Source organism: Methylobacterium carpenticola, assembly GCF_042748905.1.
In the GTDB taxonomy this organism is placed as follows: domain Bacteria; phylum Pseudomonadota; class Alphaproteobacteria; order Rhizobiales; family Beijerinckiaceae; genus Methylobacterium; species Methylobacterium carpenticola.
Genome location: NZ_JBHZEO010000001.1, coordinates 20411 through 41653 on the forward strand (window position 1 = coordinate 20411; position 21243 = coordinate 41653).

The following is a 21243-nucleotide window of genomic DNA, read 5'->3' on the forward strand; positions in this document are numbered from 1 at the left end:
CTCGCCCTTTAGGCCGTCGCGCCGGCGAGCCGCTTGGTGCGCTCGCCTTCCGTCCGGACGACCATGTCGGCCGGGATGTAGTAGTCGCGGTGGTAGTCGAACGTGGAGTAGATCGCGGTGCCGACGAGGCCGACGAAGGAGATCGCCACCAGCCACCACACGTGCCAGACCAGGGCGATGCCGCAGACCGTGGCGATGCCGGCAAGAACCGGACCCGCCCAGGTATTCTTGGGCATGTGGATGGGCTGGAAGCCTTCGAGCGGGCGCTGGTAGCCGCGGTGCTTCATGTCCCACCACGCATCGCCGTCATGCACCAGCGGCGTGAAGGCGAAGTTGTAGGCCGGCGGCGGCGAGGACGTGGACCATTCGAGGGTGCGGCCGTGCCACGGGTCGCCCGTGAGATCGGCGAGTTCGTGCCGGCGCCGGATGCTCACCCCGATCTGGACCAGCATCGCCAGGATGCCGAGCAGGATCAGGAAGGCGCCGCAGGCCGCGATGACGAACCAGATCTGGAGCGAGCTGTCCGCGAACTGGCTGACGCGGCGGGTCACGCCCATCAGGCCGAGGATGTAGAGCGGCATGAAGGCGACCCAGAAGCCGACCACCCAGCACCAGAACGAGACCCTGCCCCAGAAGGGATCGAGCCGGAAGCCGAAGGCCTTCGGGAACCAGTAGTAGATGCCCGCGAACAGGCCGAACAGCACGCCGCCGATGATCACGTTGTGGAAGTGCGCCACCAGGAACAGGCTGTTGTGCAACACGAAGTCGGCCGGGGGCACCGCCAGCAGCACGCCGGTCATGCCGCCGACGACGAAGGTCAGCATGAAGGCCACCGTCCACATCATCGGCAGGTCGAAGCGGATCCGACCCCGGTACATCGTGAACAGCCAGTTGAAGATCTTCGCGCCCGTCGGGATCGAGATGATCATCGTGGTGATGCCGAAGAACGAGTTGACGCTCGCCCCCGACCCCATGGTGAAGAAGTGGTGCAGCCAGACGAGGTAGGACAGGATGGTGATGACCACCGTCGCGTAGACCATCGAGGCGTAGCCGAACAGGCGCTTGCCGCAGAAGGTCGAGACCACCTCGGAGAAGATGCCGAAGGCGGGCAGCACCAGGATGTAGACCTCGGGGTGGCCCCAGATCCAGATCAGGTTCACGTACATCATCGGGTTGCCCCCGAAGTCGTTCGTGAAGAAGTTGGTGCCGACGTAGCGGTCGAGGCTGAGCAGCGCCAGGACCGCGCCGAGCACCGGGAAGGAGGCGACGATCAGGATGTTGGTGCAGAGCGAGGTCCAGGTGAAGACCGGCATCTTCATCAGCGACATGCCGGGCGCGCGCATCTTCACGATGGTGGCGATCAGGTTCACGCCCGACAGCGTCGTTCCCACGCCCGCGATCTGCAGCGCCCAGATGTAGTAGTCGACCCCGACGCTCGGCGAGTAGGCGATGTTGGAGAGCGGCGGATAGGCGAGCCAGCCGGTCGCCGCGAACTCGCCGACGAACAGCGACATCATGACGAGCACGACGCCGCCGGTCGTCATCCAGAAGCTGAAGTTGTTCAGGAACGGGAAGGCGACGTCGCGGGCGCCGATCTGCAGCGGCACGACGAAGTTCATCAGCCCCGTGACCAGCGGCATCGCCACGAAGAAGATCATGATCACGCCGTGGGCGGTGAAGATCTGGTCGTAGTGGTGCGGCGGCAGATAGCCCTCGACCCCGCCATGGGCGATGGCCTGCTGGCCGCGCATCATGATGGCGTCGGCGAAGCCGCGCAGCAGCATGACGAGGCCCAGGACCATGTACATGATCCCGATCTTCTTGTGGTCGACGCTGGTCACCCACTCGCGCCAGAACGGGCCCCAGAGCCGGTAGTAGGTCATGGCGCCGAGGACGACGAGGCCGCCCAGCGCCACGACGAGGAAGGTCGCGACCAGGATCGGCTCGTGGATCGGCAGCGCCTCGAGGGTGAAGCGCCCGAACAGGAGCCGCCACCAGTGCGGATAGGCGTCGATCGGATTCGGTTCGGAGTTCATGGTCAGCCTGGATGCTGGCGTCAGTTCAGTCGCGGAAGGCGGTCGCGCGCCGGGGCGGCGTCGCGCGCGGAGACGTCGCGCGCCGAGGAGGCGCCGAAGCCGTAGGCGTCGTCCGGGGTGCAGAGCGCGGTGACGAAGCGGGCCGGGACCTTGCCGCTGCCGCGGCGCGCGGTCTTGTCGTAGTCGAGGGTCATCACGGCGGTGATGCCCTCGCGGCCGCCGCCCCCGCGGGCGTCGATCGCCGCCATGTCGCGCATGCACATCTTGGAGCGGTCGACGCACATGTTGAGGATGGCGTCGTAGAGCTTGGCATCGACGGCGTTGTAGAGGCGCACCGGCTCCCGCTCGCTCGGCCGCTCGAGCTTCAGGTAATCCTCGCGGGAGAGCGGACCGCCCTCGGCGCGGGCCTTCCCGACCCAGGCGTCGAAGCCCGGCTCGTCGAGGCCGCGGAAGGTGAAGCGCATGTGCGAGAACCCGGCCCCGCTGTAATTGGCCGAGAAGCCCTCGTAGTTGCCCGCCGCGTTGATGACCGCGTTGAGCTTCGTCTGCATGCCCGGCATCGCGTAGATCTGGCCCGCGAGCGCCGGGATGAAGAGCGAGTTCATCACCGAGGAGGAGGTGATGCGGAACTCGATCGGCCGGTCGACCGGGGCGGCGACCTCGTTGAGCGAGGCGATGCCCTGCTCGGGGTAGAGGAACAGCCACTTCCAATCGAGCGCCACCACCTGGATCACCAGGGGCTTGCCGGTGGCGAGCGGCGCGCCGTCGCTCGACACGATCGGCTTGGCCGCGCTGATGCGGCTGATCGGCCGGTAGGGATCGAGCAGGTGCGTCCCGAGCCAGGTGAGCGCGCCGAGCGCCACGATGATCAGCAGCGGGGCCGACCAGATCACCACCTCGAGCCCCGTCGAGTGATGGAACTCGGGGTCGTAGACGGCCTTGGTGTTGCCGGCGCGGTAGTGCCACGCGAAGGCGACGGTGAGCGCCATCACCGGAACGATGATGAGCAGCATCAGGGCCGTCGAGGCGATCAGCAGGTTGCGCTGCTGGAGCGCCACGTCGCCGGCCGGCGACAGGAGAACAGTGTTGCACCCCCCCAGGAGGAGGAGGCAGGGGAGCAGGACGAGAAGCGGTAAGGATCTCACGGGCGGCCCAACATGCTGCAGCGCAGCAGCCCCCCTAAGCCTCCGGGCAGCGCGCGGGCATTGGACGTTTTGTCCAAGCCCTGCCCGGGCGCCCGTCCTCTAAGGAGACGGGCATTGCGTAAGTCGGAGCGGGAATCGACGGACATGGCCACGATCACGGCGGATCACGCCGCAGCTTCCTCCTCCCAGTTGGAGCGGGATGCCCGCCTCGCCTCGTCGGATCCCGCTCACGTCGCGCCGGGCGAGATCGCGCTCGGGGTGATCATCGGCCGCACCTCGGAGTTCTTCGACTTCTTCGTGTTCGGGCTCGCCTGCGTGCTGGTCTTCCCGCGGCACGTCTTCCCGTTCGTGGATCCGCTCACCGGGACGCTCTATTCCTTCGGGCTATTCGCGCTCGCCTTCGTGGCGCGCCCGGCCGGCTCCGTGATCTTCATGGGCGTCGACCGCCGCTACGGCCGCGCCGCCAAGCTCACGGCCGCCCTGTTCCTGCTCGGCACCTCCACCTGCCTGATCGCCTTCCTGCCCGGCTACGGGGTGATCGGGAACTGGTCGTGGATCCTGCTGGCCCTCTGCCGCCTCGGCCAGGGTATTGCGCTCGGCGGCGCCTGGGACGGGCTCGCCTCGCTGCTCGCGCTGAACGCGCCGGCCAATCGCCGCGGCTGGTACGCCATGCTGCCGCAGCTCGGGGCCCCGGTCGGCTTCATGCTGGCGAGCGCGCTCTTCGCCTTCTTCGAGCTGCAGCTCTCGGAAGCCGACTTCATGGGCTGGGGCTGGCGCTACCCGTTCTTCGTCGCCTTCACGATCAACGTGGTGGCCCTGTTCGCGCGACTGCGCCTCGTCGCCACCGAGGAGTTCCGCCGCCTGCTCGAAGCCGACGAGCTGGAGCCGGAGCCCGTCCTCGACACCGTGCGCACGCACGCCCGGACCATCCTCCTCGGCGCGTTCGTGCCGCTCGCGGGCTACGCCCTGTTCCACCTCGTCACCGTGTTCCCGGTGAGCTGGATCACGCTCTTCACCCAGCGCTCGGTCGGCGAGTTCCTGATGGTGCAGTGCGCGGGGGCGGCCATCGCGGCCGGCGCCATCGTGACCTCGGGCCTGATCGCCGACCAGATCGGCCGGCGGGCGACCATCGCGCTCGCCGCATCGCTGATCGCCCTGTTCGCGGCCGGCAGCATCCTGGCGCCGCTCCTGTTCGGCGACAGCATGGCCGGGCAGACGATCTACGTGGTGGTCGGCTTCGGGCTGCTCGGCCTCGCCTACGGCCAGAGCTCCGGCGCCATCGCGGAGAATTTCGGCACCAAGTACCGCTACACCGGCTCGGCCCTGACCTCGGACTTCGCGTGGCTCCTCGGCGCGGGCTTCGCCCCGCTGGTGGCGCTCGCCGCATCGAGCCAGCTCGGGCTGCCCTGGGTGGGCGTCTATCTCCTGTCGGGCGCGGTCTGCACCCTCGGGGCCCTGGCCGTCAGCCGCTGAGCAGCGCTCGCCGACGTGGAGAGCGGTCCGGCGCCGGAGTGCGTCGGAGCCTTCGAGCAGCGGCCGATCGCGTTGCGATCGGCCGCTGCTTCATGGCGGCACGCTCGCCGCGCCCTTCCGTGAGGCGAGATCGCGGAAATCTTCTCCCTGCGGCGCTGGACCGAGAATGTCCTGCTGCCGCCCGGCGGAATAACGAAAATCGCTTTCATTGACCCGGCCACGCTCCACGGCTGAGATGGCACCCGTCCGGACCGCGTGCCCTCGGCGCCGGCTGTCCGGCTCGCTTCGGGAGTCTGCTCATGCCCGCCATCGCCGTCCGCCGGGTGCTCCGGCGCCGGGGCCTCTACGAGACGTGGCTTCTGCTCTCGGCCTTCGCCTTCGTGTTCTTCACCGTGCTCACGGCGCGGGCCGACGATGCGGCGATCCGGCTCGGCAGCCGGGACCACAGGCTGCATCACGCGGGTGCGGCGCTGACGGGCTGACGTCGCGACGCGGGAGGCCGGGCCGCCTCACCCCAGGGGCAGGGCGATGGTGCAGCGCAGCCCGTCCGGTTCGAGCCTCCAGACGACGTCCGCCTTCAGCTCGTAGGGCAACATGCTCTCGAGCAGCTCGGTGCCGAAGCCCCGGCGCCGCGGCGCGGCCTCGGCCAGGGCGAGGCCGGTCTCCTTCCAGGTGAGAACCACCCGCTGCCTGGGCCCGTCCGGCACGAGCTGCCAGTCGATGGCGATGCGGCCCGCCGGATCGGCCAGCGCCCCGTAATTGATCGCGTTCGTCGCGAGTTCGTGGATCGCCAGGGCCACGCGACCGCATAACCGCGCGGGCAACTGCACGGCCGGGCCGCCGATCGACAGCTGCCGGCCCTCATGGGCGTGATGCGCCAGCAATTCCTCGGCGATCAGCAGAGACAGGTCGGCCCCGATGGCCGGATCGAGGCTCACGAGGGAGTGCGGCCGGGCGATGGCGTCGATGCGGCCCTGAAGATGGAGGGCAAGGTCCTCCAGGGTCTCGCTCGCCTGGATGCCACGCCGGATCACCGCCCGGATCGCGCCGAGCGTGTTGCGGATCTGGTGCTTGAGTTCGCCGACCTGCGCCCGGGCCTGCCGGACGCTGTCCGCCCCGGCGGACTCGGCCCTGTGCAGGACCGCGAGCATGCCGGCGGGACGGCCGGCCGCGTCGCGGAGCGGCGAGCAGCCGAGATCGACCCGCAGCGCCGCCGGCCCGAGGCGGCAACCGGGCAGCGTCACGGCCCGGCCCGCCATCGCCGCCGCCAGCGCATCGGCCGCGGCGAGGTCCGGCCAGATCTCGTCCAGACGGCCGCCGATGGCCTCCGGCAGGGGCGTGCCCGTCAGGGCCGCGACGGCATCGTTGCACAGCATCCACCCTCGCGGCCCCCAGGCGAGGGCCATGGGCACCGGCGAGGGCAGGATCAGGTCGACGGCGCCCCGCAGCGCCTCCGGCCAAGCCGCCGGCGGACCGAGCGCCGTGCGCGACCAGTTCCTGGCGCGCATCAGCGCGCCAGCGCCGCCACCGTTGCGGGGCCAGGACAGGTCAGGCCCGTGCTCGACTCTCACACCGCGTTCTCCGGGGCAGGGCTGAGAAGGTTCGCCCTGCCCAACACCGCGGCCCTCGGCCGGGTTTCACGGTGTCGTGCAGCGATGGGTGCCGCTCGCGCTCCAGCCGACCCCGTCCCTCCGGGACGCTGCTCGCAGCGTCCGGGGGCGTGGCCCTGCCCTCGCCTCTCGCCTCACGCGATGGAGGAGCCGGCGTAGAAGGGCTGCCGGGGCGTATCGGGCAGGTAGCCCTCGTAGAACGCCTTCACGTGCGGGAAGACCGCACGGCCGAGATCCCGCCGCGCCACCTCCTCCGGCGAGCGGGGCCGCCCCAGCACCGCAGCGATCTCCGCCAGCACGGCGTCGCGGTCGACCTTGGTGAAGCGGCCATCCGCGTAGACGAGGTCGCCGTCGATGTAGACCGCGTCGACGCTGTCGGTCTTGGCCCGCTGGACCAGGGCGTCGAGCACCGGGATGTCCGGATCCTGGAACGGGTAGGTGGCGCGCGTCCAGTTGATCAGCGAGGCGTCGAAGAACCGGCCCGGATCGAGGCGCCCGATCTCGGCCCCGAAGGCGGTGGTCATCGCGCCCGATTCGGTCGCCATCCGCACCACCTGCGACGGGGTCGGCACGTCGGCGTCGTCCATGCCGGGCACCCGGTGGACCCGCAAAGCCAGCCGCAGTTCCTGCAGCATGTCGCGGTCGTCGTTGATGCCGGCCTCGTCGAGCCCCATCCCGACCGTGATGCCCTTCTTCTCCCAGGTGTTCAGGGGCGCGAGCCCCGAGCGCAGGCGGAAATTGGACGAGCAGTTGTGGCAGATGCAGGTGCCGGTATCGGCCACGATGTCGATGTCCTCGGCGGTGAGCCAGACGCCGTGGCCGAGGGTCATGTGCGGCCCGAGCACGCCGAGGTCGTGCAGGTGGCGCAGGGCCGTCTTGCCGGTGCGGCGGCGGGCATATTCCTTCTGGTAGGCGGTCTCCAGGAGGTGCATGTGCATCGGCACCCCGGCCGCGCGCGACTTCTCGTGGAGCGCGACCAGCCCCTCGTCCGTGCACCAGTGCAGGTTGGCCGGCGCGAGCTGGATGCGGGTCAGGCGCTGCCCGGCATTCTCCTCGGTGAGCTGGTCGAACAGGCGCAGGAAATCGCCGAAGGGCATCGCCTGCGCCTTCAGGTGGGCGGCGAGCTGCGCGCCGAGATCGGCGGGGAGCCGGGCGCAGAAGGCCTCGTCCGCCTCGTAGACGAGGCGGTTCTGCTCGCGCACGGCGTAGCAGTAGGAGGCCCGCATGCCGAGGCTGCGGTAGCTGTTCAGGGTCTGGGTCGCCGCGGCGTGGATGGCGTCGTAGCCGCCGGCCATCCAGCCCTGGATGTGCTGGACGGTGGTGATGCCGGAGGCCACCATCTCGAAGGCCGAGTAGAGCGTGTCGAGGGTGAGGTCGAGGCGCCGGGCCGGCAGCCGGCCCGCGAACCACAATTCCAGGGCGTAGTCCGGCGAGCCGAGCTGGAGCGGGGTGAGCCCGACATGGTGGTGGCTGTTGACGAAGCCCGGCAGCATGACGTGGCCGGGATAGCAGCGCAGCTCCGCTGCGGGCGCCTCCCGCTGCAGGTCCTCGAGAGCGCCGACTGCCGCGATCACGCCGTCGCGCGCGAGCACGGCACCGTTCTCCACGATGATCGGCGTGTTGCGGTCCTTGATCCCGGTGACGACCCAGCCGGCCTGGACGATGAGCTCTGCCATGGACGCGTGTTCCGTTACGCTGTGGTGGGGAGAGGGGGCCGGACCGGGTCCGGCGGCGACAGGGCGGCGAGGGCGGGTCGCGGCGCGAGCGCCCGGCTCGCCGCGAGCGGGCCGCTCGCCGCGAGGACACGCCCGTCCGGGCCGACGACGAGGCTATCCCCGTCGTGCCGCACGGGCCGGCCGAGACCATGCTCGATTCCGTAGCGGGCGGCGGCGAGGGCGGGGACGCGGCAGCGCCGGGCGTGCCCGGTGAGTTCCGCGGCGAAGAAGCCGGGCGGATCCTGCGGCGCCGGCCCGGCAACGAGCACCGCCACGAGATCGGCGGCGGCCGCCGCCTCGTCCCAGGCTCCGGCGAAGCGCCGGTCGTAGCAGACCAGGGCGGCGACCCGCACGGGGCCGACCCGCACGGCCCGTATTCCAGCGGGACCGGCGCGGAAATGATCGGCCTCGCCGAAGCGTTCCCCCGGGAGCGGGGGCGGCAGGTGCCGCTTCGCCGCGAGCCCGATCAGGCTGCCGTCCGATTGGGCAAGCATCGCCGCATTGAGCGGCAGCCGGTCCGCGTCCTCGGCGAGCGCCAGCCCGAACAGCACGGCGAGGCCGTGGCGCCGGGCGAGCCCGCCCATGCGCGCGGCGGTGGGGCCGTCCGCCGGCTCGGCGAGATGGCGCCAGCGCGCCGGGTCCGCTCCGGCGACGTAGGGCAGGACCGTCAGTTCCGGCAGGACGGCGAGGACCGCCCCCGCCGCGGCAGCCCTCGCGATGCCCGCATCGACCTCCCGCCAGAGGGGCTCCGGATCGGGCCCGGCCGGGCCCACCGGGATGGCGGCGACGCGGAAATCCGGGCTCATCGCGCCGCGACGGCCTCCTGCTCGGCGAAGGCACGGTCGACCTCGGCGCCGAGCAGGTCGGTGAAGAGGTCGCGATAGGCGTGATAGCGCGGATCCCGCGACGGGCGCGGCCGGGGCAGGTCGATCGGCACGATCGTCTTCACCCGGCCCGGCCGGGCCGTGAACACCACCACCCGGTCGGCGAGCGAGATCGCCTCGTCGATGGAATGGGTGACGAGCAGGATCGAGGCGCCGCTGTCGCGCCAGATCTGGAGCAGGAAGTCCTGCATGCGCGAGCGGGTCTGGACGTCGAGGGCCGCGAAGGGCTCGTCCATCATCAGCACCTTCGGGCGCATGGCGAGCGCCCGGGCGCAGGCGGCGCGCTGGCGCATGCCGCCGGACAACTCGTCGGGCTTCTTGTCGAGCATGTCGCCGAGCCCGACCCGGCGCAGCATCTCGACCGCCAGCTCGCGGCGCTTCACCGGCGGCACGTGCTGAACCGCGAGGCCGAAGGCGACGTTGTCGGCGATGGTGAGCCAGGGAAACAGCGAGGCTTCCTGGAAGATCAGCCCGCGCTCGGCGGAGGGACCGGTGACCGGATCCCCGTCGGCGAGGATCTCGCCGCCCGTGACCTCCTCCAGCCCGGCGATCATGTAGAGGAGCGTGGACTTGCCGCAGCCGGAAGGGCCGAGCAGCACCACGAACTCGCCCGGCGCGACCTCGAAATCGAGGTCGCTCAGCGCCTGCACCGGGGCGCGTCCCTCGGGCATCCAGCGCTTCGAGACGCTGCGGATCGAGACGGCGGGACGGGTCATCGGGCACCTCCCGGGCCGATCCACCACAGCATCTTCCGCTGCACCAGCCGCAGGCCGAAATCGGACAGGAAGCCGAGCACCCCGATGATCGCCATGGTGAAGAAGACGAGCTTGGCGTTGAAGGTCGAGCGCGCCATCGCGGTGATCTGGCCGAGGCCGGTGCCGACGCCGACCGTCTCGGCGATCAGCACCACCATCCAGGCCCCGAACAGGTTGAGGCGCAGCGTCATGAACAGGCTCGGCAGGATCGACGGCAGGATCACCCGCCAGAAGGTCTGCCAGCTGGTCGCCCCCATGATCCGGGCGACGTGGATGTAGGTCTTCGGCACGCTCTCGATCTGCGACCCGGTCGAGAGCACGATGGTGAAGAACAGCGTGATGAAGACGAGGAAGATCGCAGGCTTGTCGCCGATGCCGAAGACGAAGATGGCGACGGGCAGCCACGCCACCGGCGAGATCGGCGCGAGCAGCAGCACGGTCGGCAGCAGGAGGTTGCGCAGCAGGCGCACGTAATGGATCAGCGCGCCGACGAGGACGCCGCAGACGAAGCCGAGGGCGAGGCCGACGAGGACCCGCATCGTCGTCCAGGCCATGGTGACGAGGAGCGCCGAGACGCCGCCGCCGCTTCCCACGCTGCCGATGCGGTTCGAGCGGTCGAAGTAGCGCAAGGTGCCGGGAATGTCCGCGAGGAACAGGTGGGGCGGCGGCAGGAGCAGCGGGTTGACGAGGTCGAGGGCCCAGAGCGCCTCCCACAGGCCCGCGAACAGGCCGATGGAGACGATCCCCCAGCCGAGGCCGGCGAGGCGGCGGCGCCAAGCGGGGCCCAATCGGGGCAGCGCGGCGCGCGCCGGCGGAGCCGGCAGCGGGCCGATCCGTGCGTGTGTCGTCACGAGGTGCTTCCGTGCGGGAGGGGAGGCGGCCGGGCGCGGGCCCGGCCGGCGGCACCGGCTCAAGCGGATTTGAGCTTGAGGCCGTCGTAGAGGCCCTTGTTCTCGGCGATCACCGCCTCGAGCAGGCTCCAGTCGAAGGCGCCCTCGTCGGGGGCCTTCTTGACGTAGCCGAGTTCCTTCATGGAGGCGCCGCGCTCGATGATGAACCGGGTCTGGTCGCGCTGATCGACCACGATCGGCTGCTTGGACGAGGCGTCGACCGCCGCCTCCATGCTGGTCTTGTAGTACTTGCCCACCGTGTCCTTGAGAGCGGCGGCCTTGTCCGCCTCGGCCTGGGACTGGGCGACGAGGAGCGCCTTGATCACCGCCTTCACGGCGGCCGGATTGCTCTTGAGAAGCGGCGTGCGCACGGCGAGCACGCAATCCGAGTAGCCCTTGCCGTAGACGTCGGTGCCGTTCGACAGCACGCGCGCGCCCTTGCGGCCCATCACGCATTGCGAGGCGTAGGGCTCGATGTGGCAGATCGCGTCGAGGGCGCCGGCCATGAAGGCCTGGGCGAGTTCGGGCGAGGTGTCGAGATACTTCACCTCGACATCGCGAAAACTCATCCCGGCCTTCTTGAGGTAGTCGTAGGGCAGCACTTCGAGGGTGTCGGCCTGGAAGGTGCCGAAGGTCTTGCCCTTGAGGTCGGCGGCCGAGGCGATGCCCTCGCGCGCCACGATGATGCAGCCCTCGACCCCGCCGCCCGCGACGATCTTCACCGGCGCGCCGGCATCGTACAGGGTCATGAAGTTCGAGTAGGGGATCATCGACATGTCGACGAGCCCGGCGCCGAACATGGTGGTGATCTCGGTGTTCGAGGGCGTCACCACGAAGTCGAGATCGACGCCGTCCGCCTTGGTCAGCCCCCGCTCCTTGGCGAGGAAGATGCCCATGTTGCAGAAGCCCGAGCCGTGGGTGGCCTTGAGGGTGGTCCCGGCCGAAGCGGGCGTGGACGTCAGCAATCCCGCGAGATGCGCCGGCAGGGCGAGCGCCGCCGCGGCGCCGGCACTTCGGCCGAGAAAGCCCCGCCGGGAGAGATTACGGTAGAACGACCCGTCACGATCGCACATGGCTCCAGTCCCGCCTCGACGACAGGCCGGGCATCCGGCGAACGGGACCCTCACCGCGGCAATCGGCGAGGCCTCTCGGCCATGCGCGCATGGCCGGGCGGACGCTCAGCGGAAACCCGACGAAGGGCACGCCAACCCGACAAGAGCCATCCGGCTCTGCGCTGCGGGACGGGCGTCGCAAGCGGCGTGCCAGACGGGGCCCGGCGCTGGGCGGAATTGCATCGGGCAATTCCGCCTCGGCGCTCGGCCTCGCCTCATCTGCGCCGCCGAACCGGCGACCCCTTCGGCACCGGCCGCTTCGGCCGGCGGAATGACGCTCAGAGCATGGCGAGCGGGGTCTTGCGGCGGGGCGGCGGGAAGGCGGCGTCGAGGGTCGCGAGGTCCTCCGCGGTGAGCACGAGATCGGCAGCCCGGCGGTTCTCCTGCACGTGGGCGAGGCGCGCGGCCTTCGGGATCGCGACCACGTCCGGGTGCCGCAGCGTGAAGGCGAGCGCCACCTGATAGGGCGTCGCCCCGTGCCGGGCCGCCACTGCGGCGAGTGCGCCGGTGCGCGGCAGGCGGCCCTGCTCCACCGGGCTGTAGGCCATCACGGCGATGCCCTGGGCGGCGAGAGCCGGCAGGAGGTCGAATTCCGGCCCGCGGCGGGTCACGTTGTAGAGAATCTGGTTGACCGCGCAGGCGCCGCCGCCGGCCTGCCTCAGCTCTTCCATGTCGTCGGCGTCGAAGTTGCTGACGCCCCAGGCCCGGATGGTCCCGGCCCGCACCTGGGCCTCCAGCGCCTCCACGGTCTCGCCGAGCGGCACGTCCCCGCGCCAGTGCAGCAGGTAGAGGTCGAGATGGTCGGTGCGCAGCCGCCGCAGGCTCGCCGCGAGCGCCCGGGGCAGCCGGGCCCGGTCGGCATTGTGCGGATAGACCTTGCTCACCAGGAAGACCCGGTCGCGCAGCCCCGCCAGGGCCTCGCCGAGGAAGCTCTCGGTGTCGCCCTCCCCGTACATCTCGGCGGTATCGATCAGCGTCATGCCGAGGTCGATCCCGGCGCGGAGCGCCTCGGCCTCGGCGCGGCGGTCGCGGGACGACTCGCCCATCCGCCACGTGCCCTGGCCGAGGACGGGGATGGAGGCGGTGCGGAGCGTGAGGGTGCGCATGGTGCCAGGCAGGTTTCGCAACAATGGTCGCCGGTTTTGCGTCGAAAACCTCCGACACTTCAAGGAACGCGGAGGGCTCGTGGTGGGCTACCATCGCCAGCCCCCTGCGCCTCGTTCCAAGGCGGGGCGGGCATCCGCATCAGATGCGCCGGAGATCGGCCGGTGCCTTTGCGCGGATCGCAATATGATGCATCGATGACCCGATGCCGCGCCTTGCTCCGGAGGGCTTCATGACCGACCTGCCCCCCGTCGACCACGAGACCCTCAGCAACACCGTCTACGCCGCCCTCTGCGAGGCGCTGATCAAGGGGCGGATGCAGCCGGGCGACCGCCTGCGGATCCGCGAGATCGCCGAGCGGCTGGGCACCAGCGTCACGCCCGTGCGCGACGCCATCCTGCGGCTCGCGCATGACGACGCGATCGTCTTCCGCTCGCCCCGGGACATCCGCATCCCGACCATGACCGAGCCGCGCTACCGGGAGATCCGCGGCATCCGCATGCGGCTCGAGGGCATGGCGGCGGAGGCGGCGGCGGAGGCGGCCGGCCCGGCCGACATCGCCCGGCTCGAAGCCATCGTGCGGGAGAACGAGGCGGCCCTCGCGGCGGGCGACCGGCAGCGCGCCACCGAACTCAACCAAGCCTTCCATTTCCTGCTGCCGGCCATCGCCGGCCTGCCGCTGCTCACCGGGATCCTGCGGCGCCTGTGGCTGCAGATGGGGCCGGTGATCGCCGACGCCTATCTCGATGGCGGCCGCGCCATGATCGACCACCATTACCCGGTGGTGGAGGCCCTCCGGCGAGGGGACGGCGCGGGCGCCAGCGCGGCGATCATCGAGGACATCCGCAGCGGCGGGCGGCCGATCCTGGCGCGGATCCGCGCCGCGGAACCGGAGATGGCCTGACCCGACACCCGCGCTTTCGTTCGACAACGCGGCACGGATGATGCATCATCCATCAAGGCTGCGTCCTGCCGCAGGAGAGACCATGACCCTCGTTCCCAATTCCCCCGAGGCGCGCGACGTCGCCTATCACCTGCACGGCTACACCAATGCCAAGAAGCATCAGGAGGTCGGGCCGCTGGTGATCGAGCGCGGCGAGGGCATCCACGTCTACGACACGAGCGGCACCCGCTACATCGAGGCGATGGCGGGCCTGTGGAGCGTCGCGGTCGGCTTCAACGAATCCCGCCTCGTCACGGCGGCGACCCGGCAGATGGAGCGCCTGCCCTACTACCATTCCTTCACCCACAAGTCGCACGGGCCGCTGATCGACCTCGCCGAGAAGCTGGTGACCATGGCGCCGGTGCCGATGAGCAAGGCGTTCTTCACCAATTCCGGCTCCGAGGCCAACGATACGGTGATGAAGATCATCTGGTATCGCGCGAACGCGATGGGCCAGCCGCAGCGCAAGAAGATCATCGCGCGCGAGCGCGCCTATCACGGGGTGACGATCGCCTCGGCGAGCCTGACGGGGCTGCCCAACAACCACCGCTCCTTCGACCTGCCGCTCGCCGGCATCCTGCGCACCGGCAGCCCGCACCACTGGCGCGACGCGCTGCCGGGCGAGAGCGAGGAGGCCTTCGCGACCCGGCGCGCCGAGGAGCTGGAGCAGCTGATCCTGGCCGAGGGGCCGGAGACCATCGCGGCCTTCTTCGGCGAGCCGGTGATGGGCGCGGGCGGCGTCGTGGTGCCGCCGGCCACCTACTGGGAGAAGATCCAGGCGGTGCTGCGCAAGTACGACATCCTGCTCGTGGCCGACGAGGTCATCTGCGGCTTCGGCCGCACCGGGCGGATGTTCGGCTGCGAGACCTACGGGATCGAGCCCGACGTCATGGTGTTCTCGAAGGCCCTGTCCTCGTCCTACCTGCCGATCTCGGCGCTGGTGGCCAATGCGCGGGTGCTGGATCCGGTGATCGCCGAGAGCGACCGCATCGGCACCTTCGGCCACGGCTTCACCGGCGGCGGCCACCCGGTCGCGGCGGCGGTGGCGCTGGAATCGGTCCGCATCATCGAGGAGGACGGCCTCGTCGCGCAGTCCGCCCGGGTCGGGGCGCACCTTCAGGCGCGGCTCGGCGAGCTGCGCGACCACCCGCTGGTGGGCGAGGTGCGCGGCGTCGGGCTGATCGCGGCGGTGGAGCTCGTCACCAGCAAGGCGGCGAAGACGGCCCTGGAGCCGATCGGCCAGCTCGGCGGCCTCGTCAACGCGAAGCTGCAGGCGAACGGCGTGATCAGCCGGGCCATGGGCGACGCCCTCGCCTTCTGCCCGCCGCTGATCATCGACGAGGCGGGCGTGGACGCCATCGTGGAGCAGGTCCGCATCTCCCTCGACCAGACCCTCGCCGAGATGCCGGCCGGCCTGCTGGCGGCGTGAGACGCCGCCGCGTGGGAACAAGCGGCTCTGCGGCGATGCGACGAGGCGCGGGGAACCCCTCTCCCGAGGGGCTTGCGCATTCACGCAGTCTTTCCCGCACCAACATCCTGAGATCAGGCGCGCGTCTTCTATCCCAAGCGGGTCGATGTGCGCGCGCACATCGAAACGGGAGCCAGGATAATCCAATAAAAATCGCAAATCCCATGCATGGCAGTCACCGTCGCCCCTCAGGCTGAGAGGCGGGCAAGGCGAGCCTCGAAGCATCCCAGAATCGGATTCCAGGGCGCCAAAACTTGGACCGGCACTTGGACCGGCACTTGGGCCGGCACTTGGATCAGCCCTGCGGCGTGCTTCGAGGCTCCTTCGGAGCATCTCGGCCTGAGGAGCGGGACGCCCTCCAGATTCGTTCCGCTGATGAGCCGGCAACCGGGATGCGTGAACAGCGCAGCCCGCCTGGAAGAGGGGAGACTCGCACCTCGCCGACATCGTCGCGGAGCCCATGTCTGGGCTAAAGTCACGCCGATTCGACTCCGCACGGGGACATATGGATGACGCGCTGGCATGCGGGACTGGCGGCCCTCGGGCTGATCGCGGGGCTGACGGTTCCGGCGCTCGCCCATGATCATCCCGCCGCGAATGGCGGGCAGATCAAGCAGATCGGGCCCTACGAGGCCGAGCTGGTGGTGAAGGGCGCGGAGATGACCCTCCACATCGTCGACGAGCGGGACCGGAAGGTCGATGCCGGTGCCTTCACCGCCACCGCCACCGTGCTCGCCAGGGGCAACGAGCAGAAGCTCGTCGAGCTGAAGCCCTCCGGGGAGAACCGCCTCTCGGGCCGGATCGATTTCCCGGTGGACGGCAAGGTTCGCGCGACCGTCTCGCTGCGCACGCCCGCGGGCGAGGCCGGGAAGGGGCGCTACAGCCTCGACGCGACCCGATAGCGCAGCACCGCCACCCCGGGACCGATCTTGTTCGATCGGCCCGGATGCGGCTTTATGCGGCCCGAGGACCGACCCGTGACCCACGCCGCGACCAGCACGACACGCCGGAGCGCCCGCCGCGATGCGGGCGCGTGGTGGTGCGCGCTCGCGCGCGGCCTCGCCCTCGCGCTCGTCCTGATGCTCGTCCTCCCGGCAGCCGAGCGCGCCGCCGCGGAGCCGGCCGTCCACGGGGCCGTCCATCTCGGCCTCGCGGTCGGCGATGCGGGCACCGACCGGGCGCCGGATCCCGTGCCCGCTCATTGCGCCCATTGCGCCTGCCACCAGGCGGTCGCTCCCGCGGCCGCCTGCGCGCTGCCCGGCACGATGCCGGTCGCCGGCCGCCGCTTCGCCTGGGCCGACGAGACGGTGCCGGCCGCCGCCGCCGCCCCGCCGCGCAGGCCGCCCCGCGCCTGACGCCGGGCGGACGGCGATAGCCGTCCCGCAAAGCGCAGCCGGTCCCTTGAGCCGAGGGACGGCGCCGCACGTCCAGGCCGACCGGCCCTCGCGGGGCCATGACCCGGGCCGCCCGATGCGCGCCCACGGGGATTGTTGCAATGATCCGTTTTCTGCTCGTCCCGGCCGCGCTCGCGGCGGGAGTGGCCGTGGGTGCCCTCGTTCCGGAGGTCTCCCGCACGGCGAAAGCCATAGTCGCGGCCGCCGGCCTCGACGCCCTCGTCCCGCCGAAGGAGACCGCCGAGCACGGTCACGGCGGCCACGATCACGGCGAGGGCGAGAAGGAGGGGCCGGAAGGCCATGTCGCCCTCACGCCCGAGCAGATCGCCGCGGCGAAGATCGCCGTGGAGCCCGTCGCGGCGGGCGTGCTGCGGCGCACGCTCGCCGTGCCCGGGACCGTCGTCCCGGACGCCGACCGCGTCGCGCGCGTCGCCGCCAAGGTGGTCGGCACGGTGGCCGAGCTGCGCAAGCGCATCGGCGATCCGGTGGCGAAGGGCGAGGTGGTGGCGGTGCTCGACAGCCGCGAGGTCGCCGACGCCAAGAACGACCTCATCGCGGCCGTGGTCGGCCTCGAACTCCAGCAGACCCTGTTCGACCGCGACCACGAACTCTGGGACAAGAAGGTCTCGGCCGAGCAGCAGTTCCTGCGCGCCCGCACCGCCCTGGTGGAGGCGCAGCTCAAGGTCGATCTCGCCCGCCAGAAGCTCTCGGCCCTCGGCGTGCCGGACGACGAGGCGACCGCGCTCGCCGCCAAGCCCCCGGCCCCCAAGCTCGCGGCGGGGGAGGACGAGCACATGGCGGGCCTGCGGCGCACGCCGATCCTCGGCCTCCAGCGCTACGGCCTGCGCGCGCCGATCGGCGGCCGCATCATCGAGCGCCGGGTCGATGTGGGCTCGCCGGTGAATGCCGAGGGGCAGGAGAAGGAGATCTACACGATCGCCGACCTCTCCCGCGTCTGGGTCGAACTCGCCGTGCCGACCGGGGACCTGTCGGCGGTGAAGGAAGGGCAGGCGGTGACGCTCGTCACGAGTTCCGGCGAGAAGCCCGCCGCGGGGCGCATCATCTTCGTCAGCCCGCTCCTGAACGCGGAGACCCGCACGGCGAAGGTCATCGCCGCCATCGAGAACCCGGACCTGACCTGGCGGCCGGGCTCCTACGCGACCGTCCGGGTGGCGGTGGAGGAGCAGGCGGTGGACCTGCGCCTGCCGCGGGGTGCCCTGCAGGCCATCGGCGGCGAGCAGGTGGTGTTCGTGCGCAACAAGGAGGGCTTCGAGAAGCGCGAGGTGGTGCTCGGCAAGGGCGACGACGAGGCGGTGGAGGTGGTGTTCGGGCTCGATCCCGGCGACGCGGTCGCGACGACCAATTCCTTCGTCCTCAAGGCGGAACTCGGCAAGGCCGAGGCCGAGCACGCGCATTGAGGACACGCCCATGATCGCCCGCATCCTCGCCTTCTCGGTCCGGCAGCGCTGGCTCGTCCTGCTTCTCTCCCTCGTCGCCGCCGCCATCGGCGCCTATTCGCTGACGAAGCTTCCCATCGACGCCGTCCCGGACATCACCAACAACCAGGTCCAGGTGAACACGGTGGCGCCTCAGCTCTCGCCGTTCGACGTCGAGAAGCAGGTCACCTACCCGGTCGAGACCGCCCTCGCGGGCATCCCGGGGCTCGACTACACGCGCTCGCTCTCGCGCAACGGCTTCTCGCAGGTCACCGCCGTGTTCAGCGAGGCGACCGACCTCTACTTCGCCCGCCAGCAGGTGAGCGAGCGGCTGGCGCAGGTGAAGGCCGACCTGCCGACGGGGGCCGAGATCCGCATGGGGCCGATCTCCACGGGCCTCGGCGAGATCACCATGTGGACGGTCCACTACGTCCGCCCGGCGGCCGGGACGGTCCGCGACGGGCAGCCGGGCTTCCAGTCGGACGGCACCTATCTCACGCCCGAGGGCCAGCGCCTGCGGCCCGGCTTCGAGCAGGCCGCCTACCTGCGCACCGTGCAGGACTGGATCATCGGCCCGCAGCTCAAGACCGTGCCGGGCGTGGCGGGCGTCGACGTGATCGGCGGCTTCGAGAAGCAGTACCACGTCCAGCCCGACCCGGCGAAGCTGATCGGCCTCGGCCTCTCCTTCCGGGACGTCGCCGAGGCGATCGAGCAGAACAACCAGAACCGCGGCGCCGGCTACCTGGAGCGCAACGGCGAGGGCATCGTCGTGCGCTCCGCCGGCCGCATCGAGAGCCTGGAGGAGATCGGCCGCATCGTCGTCGCCGCCCGCGGCGGGGTGCCGGTGCGGGTGGCGGACGTCGCCGCCGTAGGCATCGGCCGGGAGCTGCGCACCGGCTCGGCGAGCGAGAACGGCGAGGAGGCCGTGGTCGGCACCGCCCTGATGCTGATCGGGGGCAACAGCCGCACCGTCTCGGCCGCCGTCGAGGCCCGCCTCGCGGAGATCGCCCGCACGCTGCCGCCGCAGGTGGAGGTGCGCACGGTCCTCAACCGCACGCAGCTCGTCGACGCCACCATCCGCACGGTGGCCAAGAACCTGCTGGAGGGGGCGGCCCTCGTCATCGCGGTGCTGTTCCTGCTCCTCGGCAACGTCCGGGCGGCGGTGATCACCGCCCTCGTCATCCCGGTCGCCATGCTGATGACGATGACCGGCATGGTGCAGGGACGGATCAGCGCCAACCTGATGTCGCTCGGGGCCCTCGATTTCGGCCTCATCGTCGACGGCGCGGTGATCATCGCCGAGAACTCCCTGCGCCACCTCGCCGAGCGCCAGCACGATCTCGGCCGCCGGCTGTCCCTGGAGGAACGGCTCGCCACCGTGCAGGCCTCGGCCGAGGAGATGATCAAGCCCTCGGTCTACGGGCAGGCCATCATCCTCCTCGTCTACGTGCCGCTCCTCACCTTCACGGGCGTCGAGGGCAAGATGTTCGCGCCGATGGCCCTCACGGTGATCATCGCGCTCGTGAGCGCCTTCGTGCTGTCGCTCACCTTCGTGCCGGCCCTGATCGCCATCGTCGTCACCGGGCGGGTGCAGGAATCGGAGAACGTCGTCATCCGCGGCCTGAAGGCGGTCTACCGGCCGGTCCTCCTGGCGGCCTTGCGCGCGCCCATGGCCGTGCTGAGCCTCGCGGTGGTGCTGTTCCTGGCGAGCGGACTTCTGTTCCTGCGGCTCGGCCAGGAATTCATCCCCCAGCTCGACGAGAAGAACATCGCCATGCACGCGATGCGCATTCCCTCGACGGCGCTGGGCCAGTCGCAGGCGATGCAGCTCGCCGTCGAGAAGGCGGTGACCGCCTTCCCGCAGGTGGCCCTGGTGTTCAGCAAGACCGGCACGGCGGAGGTCGCCACCGATCCGATGCCGCCGAACGTCTCGGACACCTTCATCATCCTGAAGCCCCAGGCGGAATGGCCGGACCCGCACCTGCCGAAGGACGCGCTGATCGGGCAGATCCAGGCCGCCGTGAACGCGGTGCCGGGCAACAACTACGAGTTCACGCAGCCGATCCAGATGCGCTTCAACGAGCTCCTGGCCGGCACCCGCGGCGACCTCGCCGTCAAGGTGTTCGGCGAGGATTTCGCCGCGCTGCTCCCGGCGGCCAACCGCATCGCGACCATCCTGCGCGGGGTCGAGGGCGCCCGGGACGTGAAGGTCGAGCAGGTCACCGGCCTGCCGGTGCTGGAGATCACGGTCGACAAGGCCGAGATCGCCCGCCTGGGCCTCAGCCACGCCGCCGTGCAGGACGTGATCGGCGCGGCGATCGGCGGCCGGGAGGCCGGCGTCGTGTTCGAGGGCGACCGCCGCTTCCCCATCGTGGTGCGGCTGCCCGACGCCCTGCGCGAGGACATCGAGGCCCTGCGGAACCTGCCGGTGCCCCTCGCCGCGGCGGGCAAGGCGGCCTCGGTCCCGCTGCGGCAGGTCGCGCGATTCGACTTCTCGGAGGGGCCGAACCAGATCTCGCGCGAGAACGGCAAGCGGCGCATCGTCGTCACCGCCAACGTGCGCGGGCGCGACATCGCCTCGGTGGTGGCGGAGGCGCAGGGCCGAGTGGCGGCGCAGGTCCGGCTGCCGGCCGGGGCGTGGCTGTCCTGGGGCGGGCAGTTCGAGAACCTCGCCGCCGCCCGCCAGCGCCTCATGGTGGTGGTGCCGGCCTGCTTCGTGCTGATCTTCCTGCTGCTCTACTCGGCCCTCGGCTCCCCGCGGGACGCGCTCCTGGTGTTCAGCGCGGTGCCGCTCGCCCTCACCGGCGGCATCGTCGCCCTGTGGCTGCGCGGGATGCCGTTCTCGGTGCCGGCGGCGGTGGGCTTCATCGCCCTGTCGGGCGTGGCGGTGCTCAACGGCCTCGTGATGCTGACCTTCATCAAGCACCTCGCGCAGCAGGGCGGGATGGAGACGCGGGCGGCGATCGTCGAGGGTGCCCTCACCCGCCTCCGGCCGGTGGCGATGACGGCGCTGGTCGCCTCCCTCGGCTTCGTGCCGATGGCGCTGGCGACGGAGACCGGGGCCGAGGTGCAGCGCCCGCTCGCCACCGTGGTGATCGGCGGCCTGATCAGCGCCACGCTGCTGACCCTGGTGGTGCTGCCCGCGCTCTACGCCCGCTTCGGCGCGGCGACCTCGGCGGCGGCCCCGGGTGAGGCGGCGCCGCAGGGCCTCGGCGGCGCGCCGCTGCGGCACGCGGCGGAATAGGATCGCGGCCGTGCTCGTTCATGGTGGCAGGGTT

General features: G+C 70.9%; 17 protein-coding genes. 8 read left to right on the forward strand and 9 right to left on the reverse strand.

Translation table 11 applies throughout. The features are described from left to right. Positions 1 to 8 precede the first annotated feature (8 nt). On the reverse strand, positions 9 to 2036 hold the full coding sequence (cyoB, locus tag ACE101_RS00120) for a cytochrome o ubiquinol oxidase subunit I (RefSeq protein WP_379125497.1): 2028 nt from the start codon (positions 2034 to 2036) through the stop codon (positions 9 to 11). A 20-nt stretch (positions 2037 to 2056) separates the two neighbouring features. Beyond that, entirely contained in the window at positions 2057 to 3181 is a 1125-nt protein-coding gene (cyoA, locus tag ACE101_RS00125; protein WP_379125499.1) for a ubiquinol oxidase subunit II, read from the reverse strand. 153 nt (positions 3182 to 3334) lie between these two features. Here cyoA and ACE101_RS00130 point away from each other — a divergent pair, with 153 nt between their 5' ends. Together ACE101_RS00130 and ACE101_RS00135 are read left to right on the forward strand one after the other, a co-directional pair. Beyond that, positions 3335 to 4654: an MFS transporter gene (locus tag ACE101_RS00130; RefSeq protein ID WP_379138394.1), complete on the forward strand. Its 1320-nt coding sequence runs from the start codon at positions 3335 to 3337 to the stop codon at positions 4652 to 4654. A gap of 299 nt (positions 4655 to 4953) precedes the next feature. Next, complete coding sequence (locus tag ACE101_RS00135) at positions 4954 to 5136, forward strand: hypothetical protein (protein WP_379125500.1); 183 nt, start codon at positions 4954 to 4956, stop codon at positions 5134 to 5136. A 27-nt stretch (positions 5137 to 5163) separates the two neighbouring features. On the opposite strand, the gene ACE101_RS00140 is transcribed toward ACE101_RS00135, so the two are convergent. From ACE101_RS00140 to ACE101_RS00170, 7 genes are all read right to left on the reverse strand, one after another. Beyond that, on the reverse strand, positions 5164 to 6225 hold the full coding sequence (locus ACE101_RS00140) for an HWE histidine kinase domain-containing protein (RefSeq protein WP_379125501.1): 1062 nt from the start codon (positions 6223 to 6225) through the stop codon (positions 5164 to 5166). 173 nt (positions 6226 to 6398) lie between these two features. Next, positions 6399 to 7940: an amidohydrolase family protein gene (locus ACE101_RS00145; protein WP_379125502.1), complete on the reverse strand. Its 1542-nt coding sequence runs from the start codon at positions 7938 to 7940 to the stop codon at positions 6399 to 6401. Positions 7941 to 7954: 14 nt separating this feature from the next. Then, positions 7955 to 8785, reverse strand: coding sequence for a carbon-nitrogen hydrolase family protein (locus ACE101_RS00150; RefSeq protein WP_379125503.1), 831 nt, complete (start codon positions 8783 to 8785; stop codon positions 7955 to 7957). Next, positions 8782 to 9579 (reverse strand): ABC transporter ATP-binding protein, encoded by a 798-nt coding sequence (locus ACE101_RS00155; RefSeq protein ID WP_379125504.1) that lies wholly within the window; start codon positions 9577 to 9579, stop codon positions 8782 to 8784. The genes ACE101_RS00150 and ACE101_RS00155 overlap by 4 nt, the downstream gene beginning before the upstream one ends. Further along, positions 9576 to 10469, reverse strand: a complete 894-nt coding sequence (locus ACE101_RS00160) for an ABC transporter permease (protein ID WP_379125505.1) — start codon at positions 10467 to 10469, stop codon at positions 9576 to 9578. The genes ACE101_RS00155 and ACE101_RS00160 overlap by 4 nt, the downstream gene beginning before the upstream one ends. Positions 10470 to 10528: 59 nt before the next feature. Next, complete coding sequence (locus ACE101_RS00165) at positions 10529 to 11581, reverse strand: ABC transporter substrate-binding protein (RefSeq protein ID WP_379125506.1); 1053 nt, start codon at positions 11579 to 11581, stop codon at positions 10529 to 10531. 317 nt (positions 11582 to 11898) lie between these two features. After that, the gene (locus ACE101_RS00170) at positions 11899 to 12726 is read right to left on the reverse strand and encodes an aldo/keto reductase (RefSeq protein ID WP_379138397.1); all 828 of its coding nucleotides are present in this window, start codon (positions 12724 to 12726) and stop codon (positions 11899 to 11901) included. 230 nt (positions 12727 to 12956) lie between these two features. Between ACE101_RS00170 and ACE101_RS00175 the strand changes: the two genes are divergently transcribed. From ACE101_RS00175 to ACE101_RS00200, 6 genes are all read left to right on the forward strand, one after another. Beyond that, a complete protein-coding gene (locus ACE101_RS00175) occupies positions 12957 to 13628 on the forward strand; it encodes a GntR family transcriptional regulator (RefSeq protein WP_379125507.1) in 672 nt (223 codons plus the stop codon). 82 nt (positions 13629 to 13710) lie between these two features. After that, entirely contained in the window at positions 13711 to 15096 is a 1386-nt protein-coding gene (locus ACE101_RS00180) for an aspartate aminotransferase family protein (RefSeq protein WP_379125508.1), read from the forward strand. Between the two features lie 548 nt (positions 15097 to 15644). Continuing rightward, positions 15645 to 16037 carry a hypothetical protein gene (locus tag ACE101_RS00185; RefSeq protein WP_379125509.1) on the forward strand — a complete coding sequence of 131 codons (393 nt, stop codon included), beginning with the start codon at positions 15645 to 15647 and terminating at the stop codon, positions 16035 to 16037. Between the two features lie 75 nt (positions 16038 to 16112). Continuing rightward, complete coding sequence (locus ACE101_RS00190) at positions 16113 to 16490, forward strand: hypothetical protein (protein WP_379125510.1); 378 nt, start codon at positions 16113 to 16115, stop codon at positions 16488 to 16490. Positions 16491 to 16633: 143 nt separating this feature from the next. Beyond that, positions 16634 to 17947: an efflux RND transporter periplasmic adaptor subunit gene (locus ACE101_RS00195; RefSeq protein ID WP_379138399.1), complete on the forward strand. Its 1314-nt coding sequence runs from the start codon at positions 16634 to 16636 to the stop codon at positions 17945 to 17947. 10 nt (positions 17948 to 17957) lie between these two features. After that, the gene (locus ACE101_RS00200) at positions 17958 to 21209 is read left to right on the forward strand and encodes an efflux RND transporter permease subunit (protein ID WP_379125512.1); all 3252 of its coding nucleotides are present in this window, start codon (positions 17958 to 17960) and stop codon (positions 21207 to 21209) included. Positions 21210 to 21243: the final 34 nt, after the last annotated feature.

Excerpts from the sequence above, each read along its gene's own strand:
- ACE101_RS00180 (WP_379125508.1), top strand. The coding sequence starts at position 13,711 with ATGACCCTCGTTCCCAATTCCCCCGAGGCGCGCGACGTCGCCTATCAC.
- cyoB (WP_379125497.1), bottom strand. The coding sequence starts at position 2,036 with ATGAACTCCGAACCGAATCCGATCGACGCCTATCCGCACTGGTGGCGG.
- ACE101_RS00185 (WP_379125509.1), top strand. The coding sequence starts at position 15,645 with ATGACGCGCTGGCATGCGGGACTGGCGGCCCTCGGGCTGATCGCGGGG.
- ACE101_RS00145 (WP_379125502.1), bottom strand. The coding sequence starts at position 7,940 with ATGGCAGAGCTCATCGTCCAGGCCGGCTGGGTCGTCACCGGGATCAAG.
- ACE101_RS00175 (WP_379125507.1), top strand. The coding sequence starts at position 12,957 with ATGACCGACCTGCCCCCCGTCGACCACGAGACCCTCAGCAACACCGTC.
- ACE101_RS00135 (WP_379125500.1), top strand. The coding sequence starts at position 4,954 with ATGCCCGCCATCGCCGTCCGCCGGGTGCTCCGGCGCCGGGGCCTCTAC.
- ACE101_RS00165 (WP_379125506.1), bottom strand. The coding sequence starts at position 11,581 with ATGTGCGATCGTGACGGGTCGTTCTACCGTAATCTCTCCCGGCGGGGC.
- ACE101_RS00170 (WP_379138397.1), bottom strand. The coding sequence starts at position 12,726 with ATGCGCACCCTCACGCTCCGCACCGCCTCCATCCCCGTCCTCGGCCAG.
- ACE101_RS00200 (WP_379125512.1), top strand. The coding sequence starts at position 17,958 with ATGATCGCCCGCATCCTCGCCTTCTCGGTCCGGCAGCGCTGGCTCGTC.
- ACE101_RS00155 (WP_379125504.1), bottom strand. The coding sequence starts at position 9,579 with ATGACCCGTCCCGCCGTCTCGATCCGCAGCGTCTCGAAGCGCTGGATG.
- ACE101_RS00150 (WP_379125503.1), bottom strand. The coding sequence starts at position 8,785 with ATGAGCCCGGATTTCCGCGTCGCCGCCATCCCGGTGGGCCCGGCCGGG.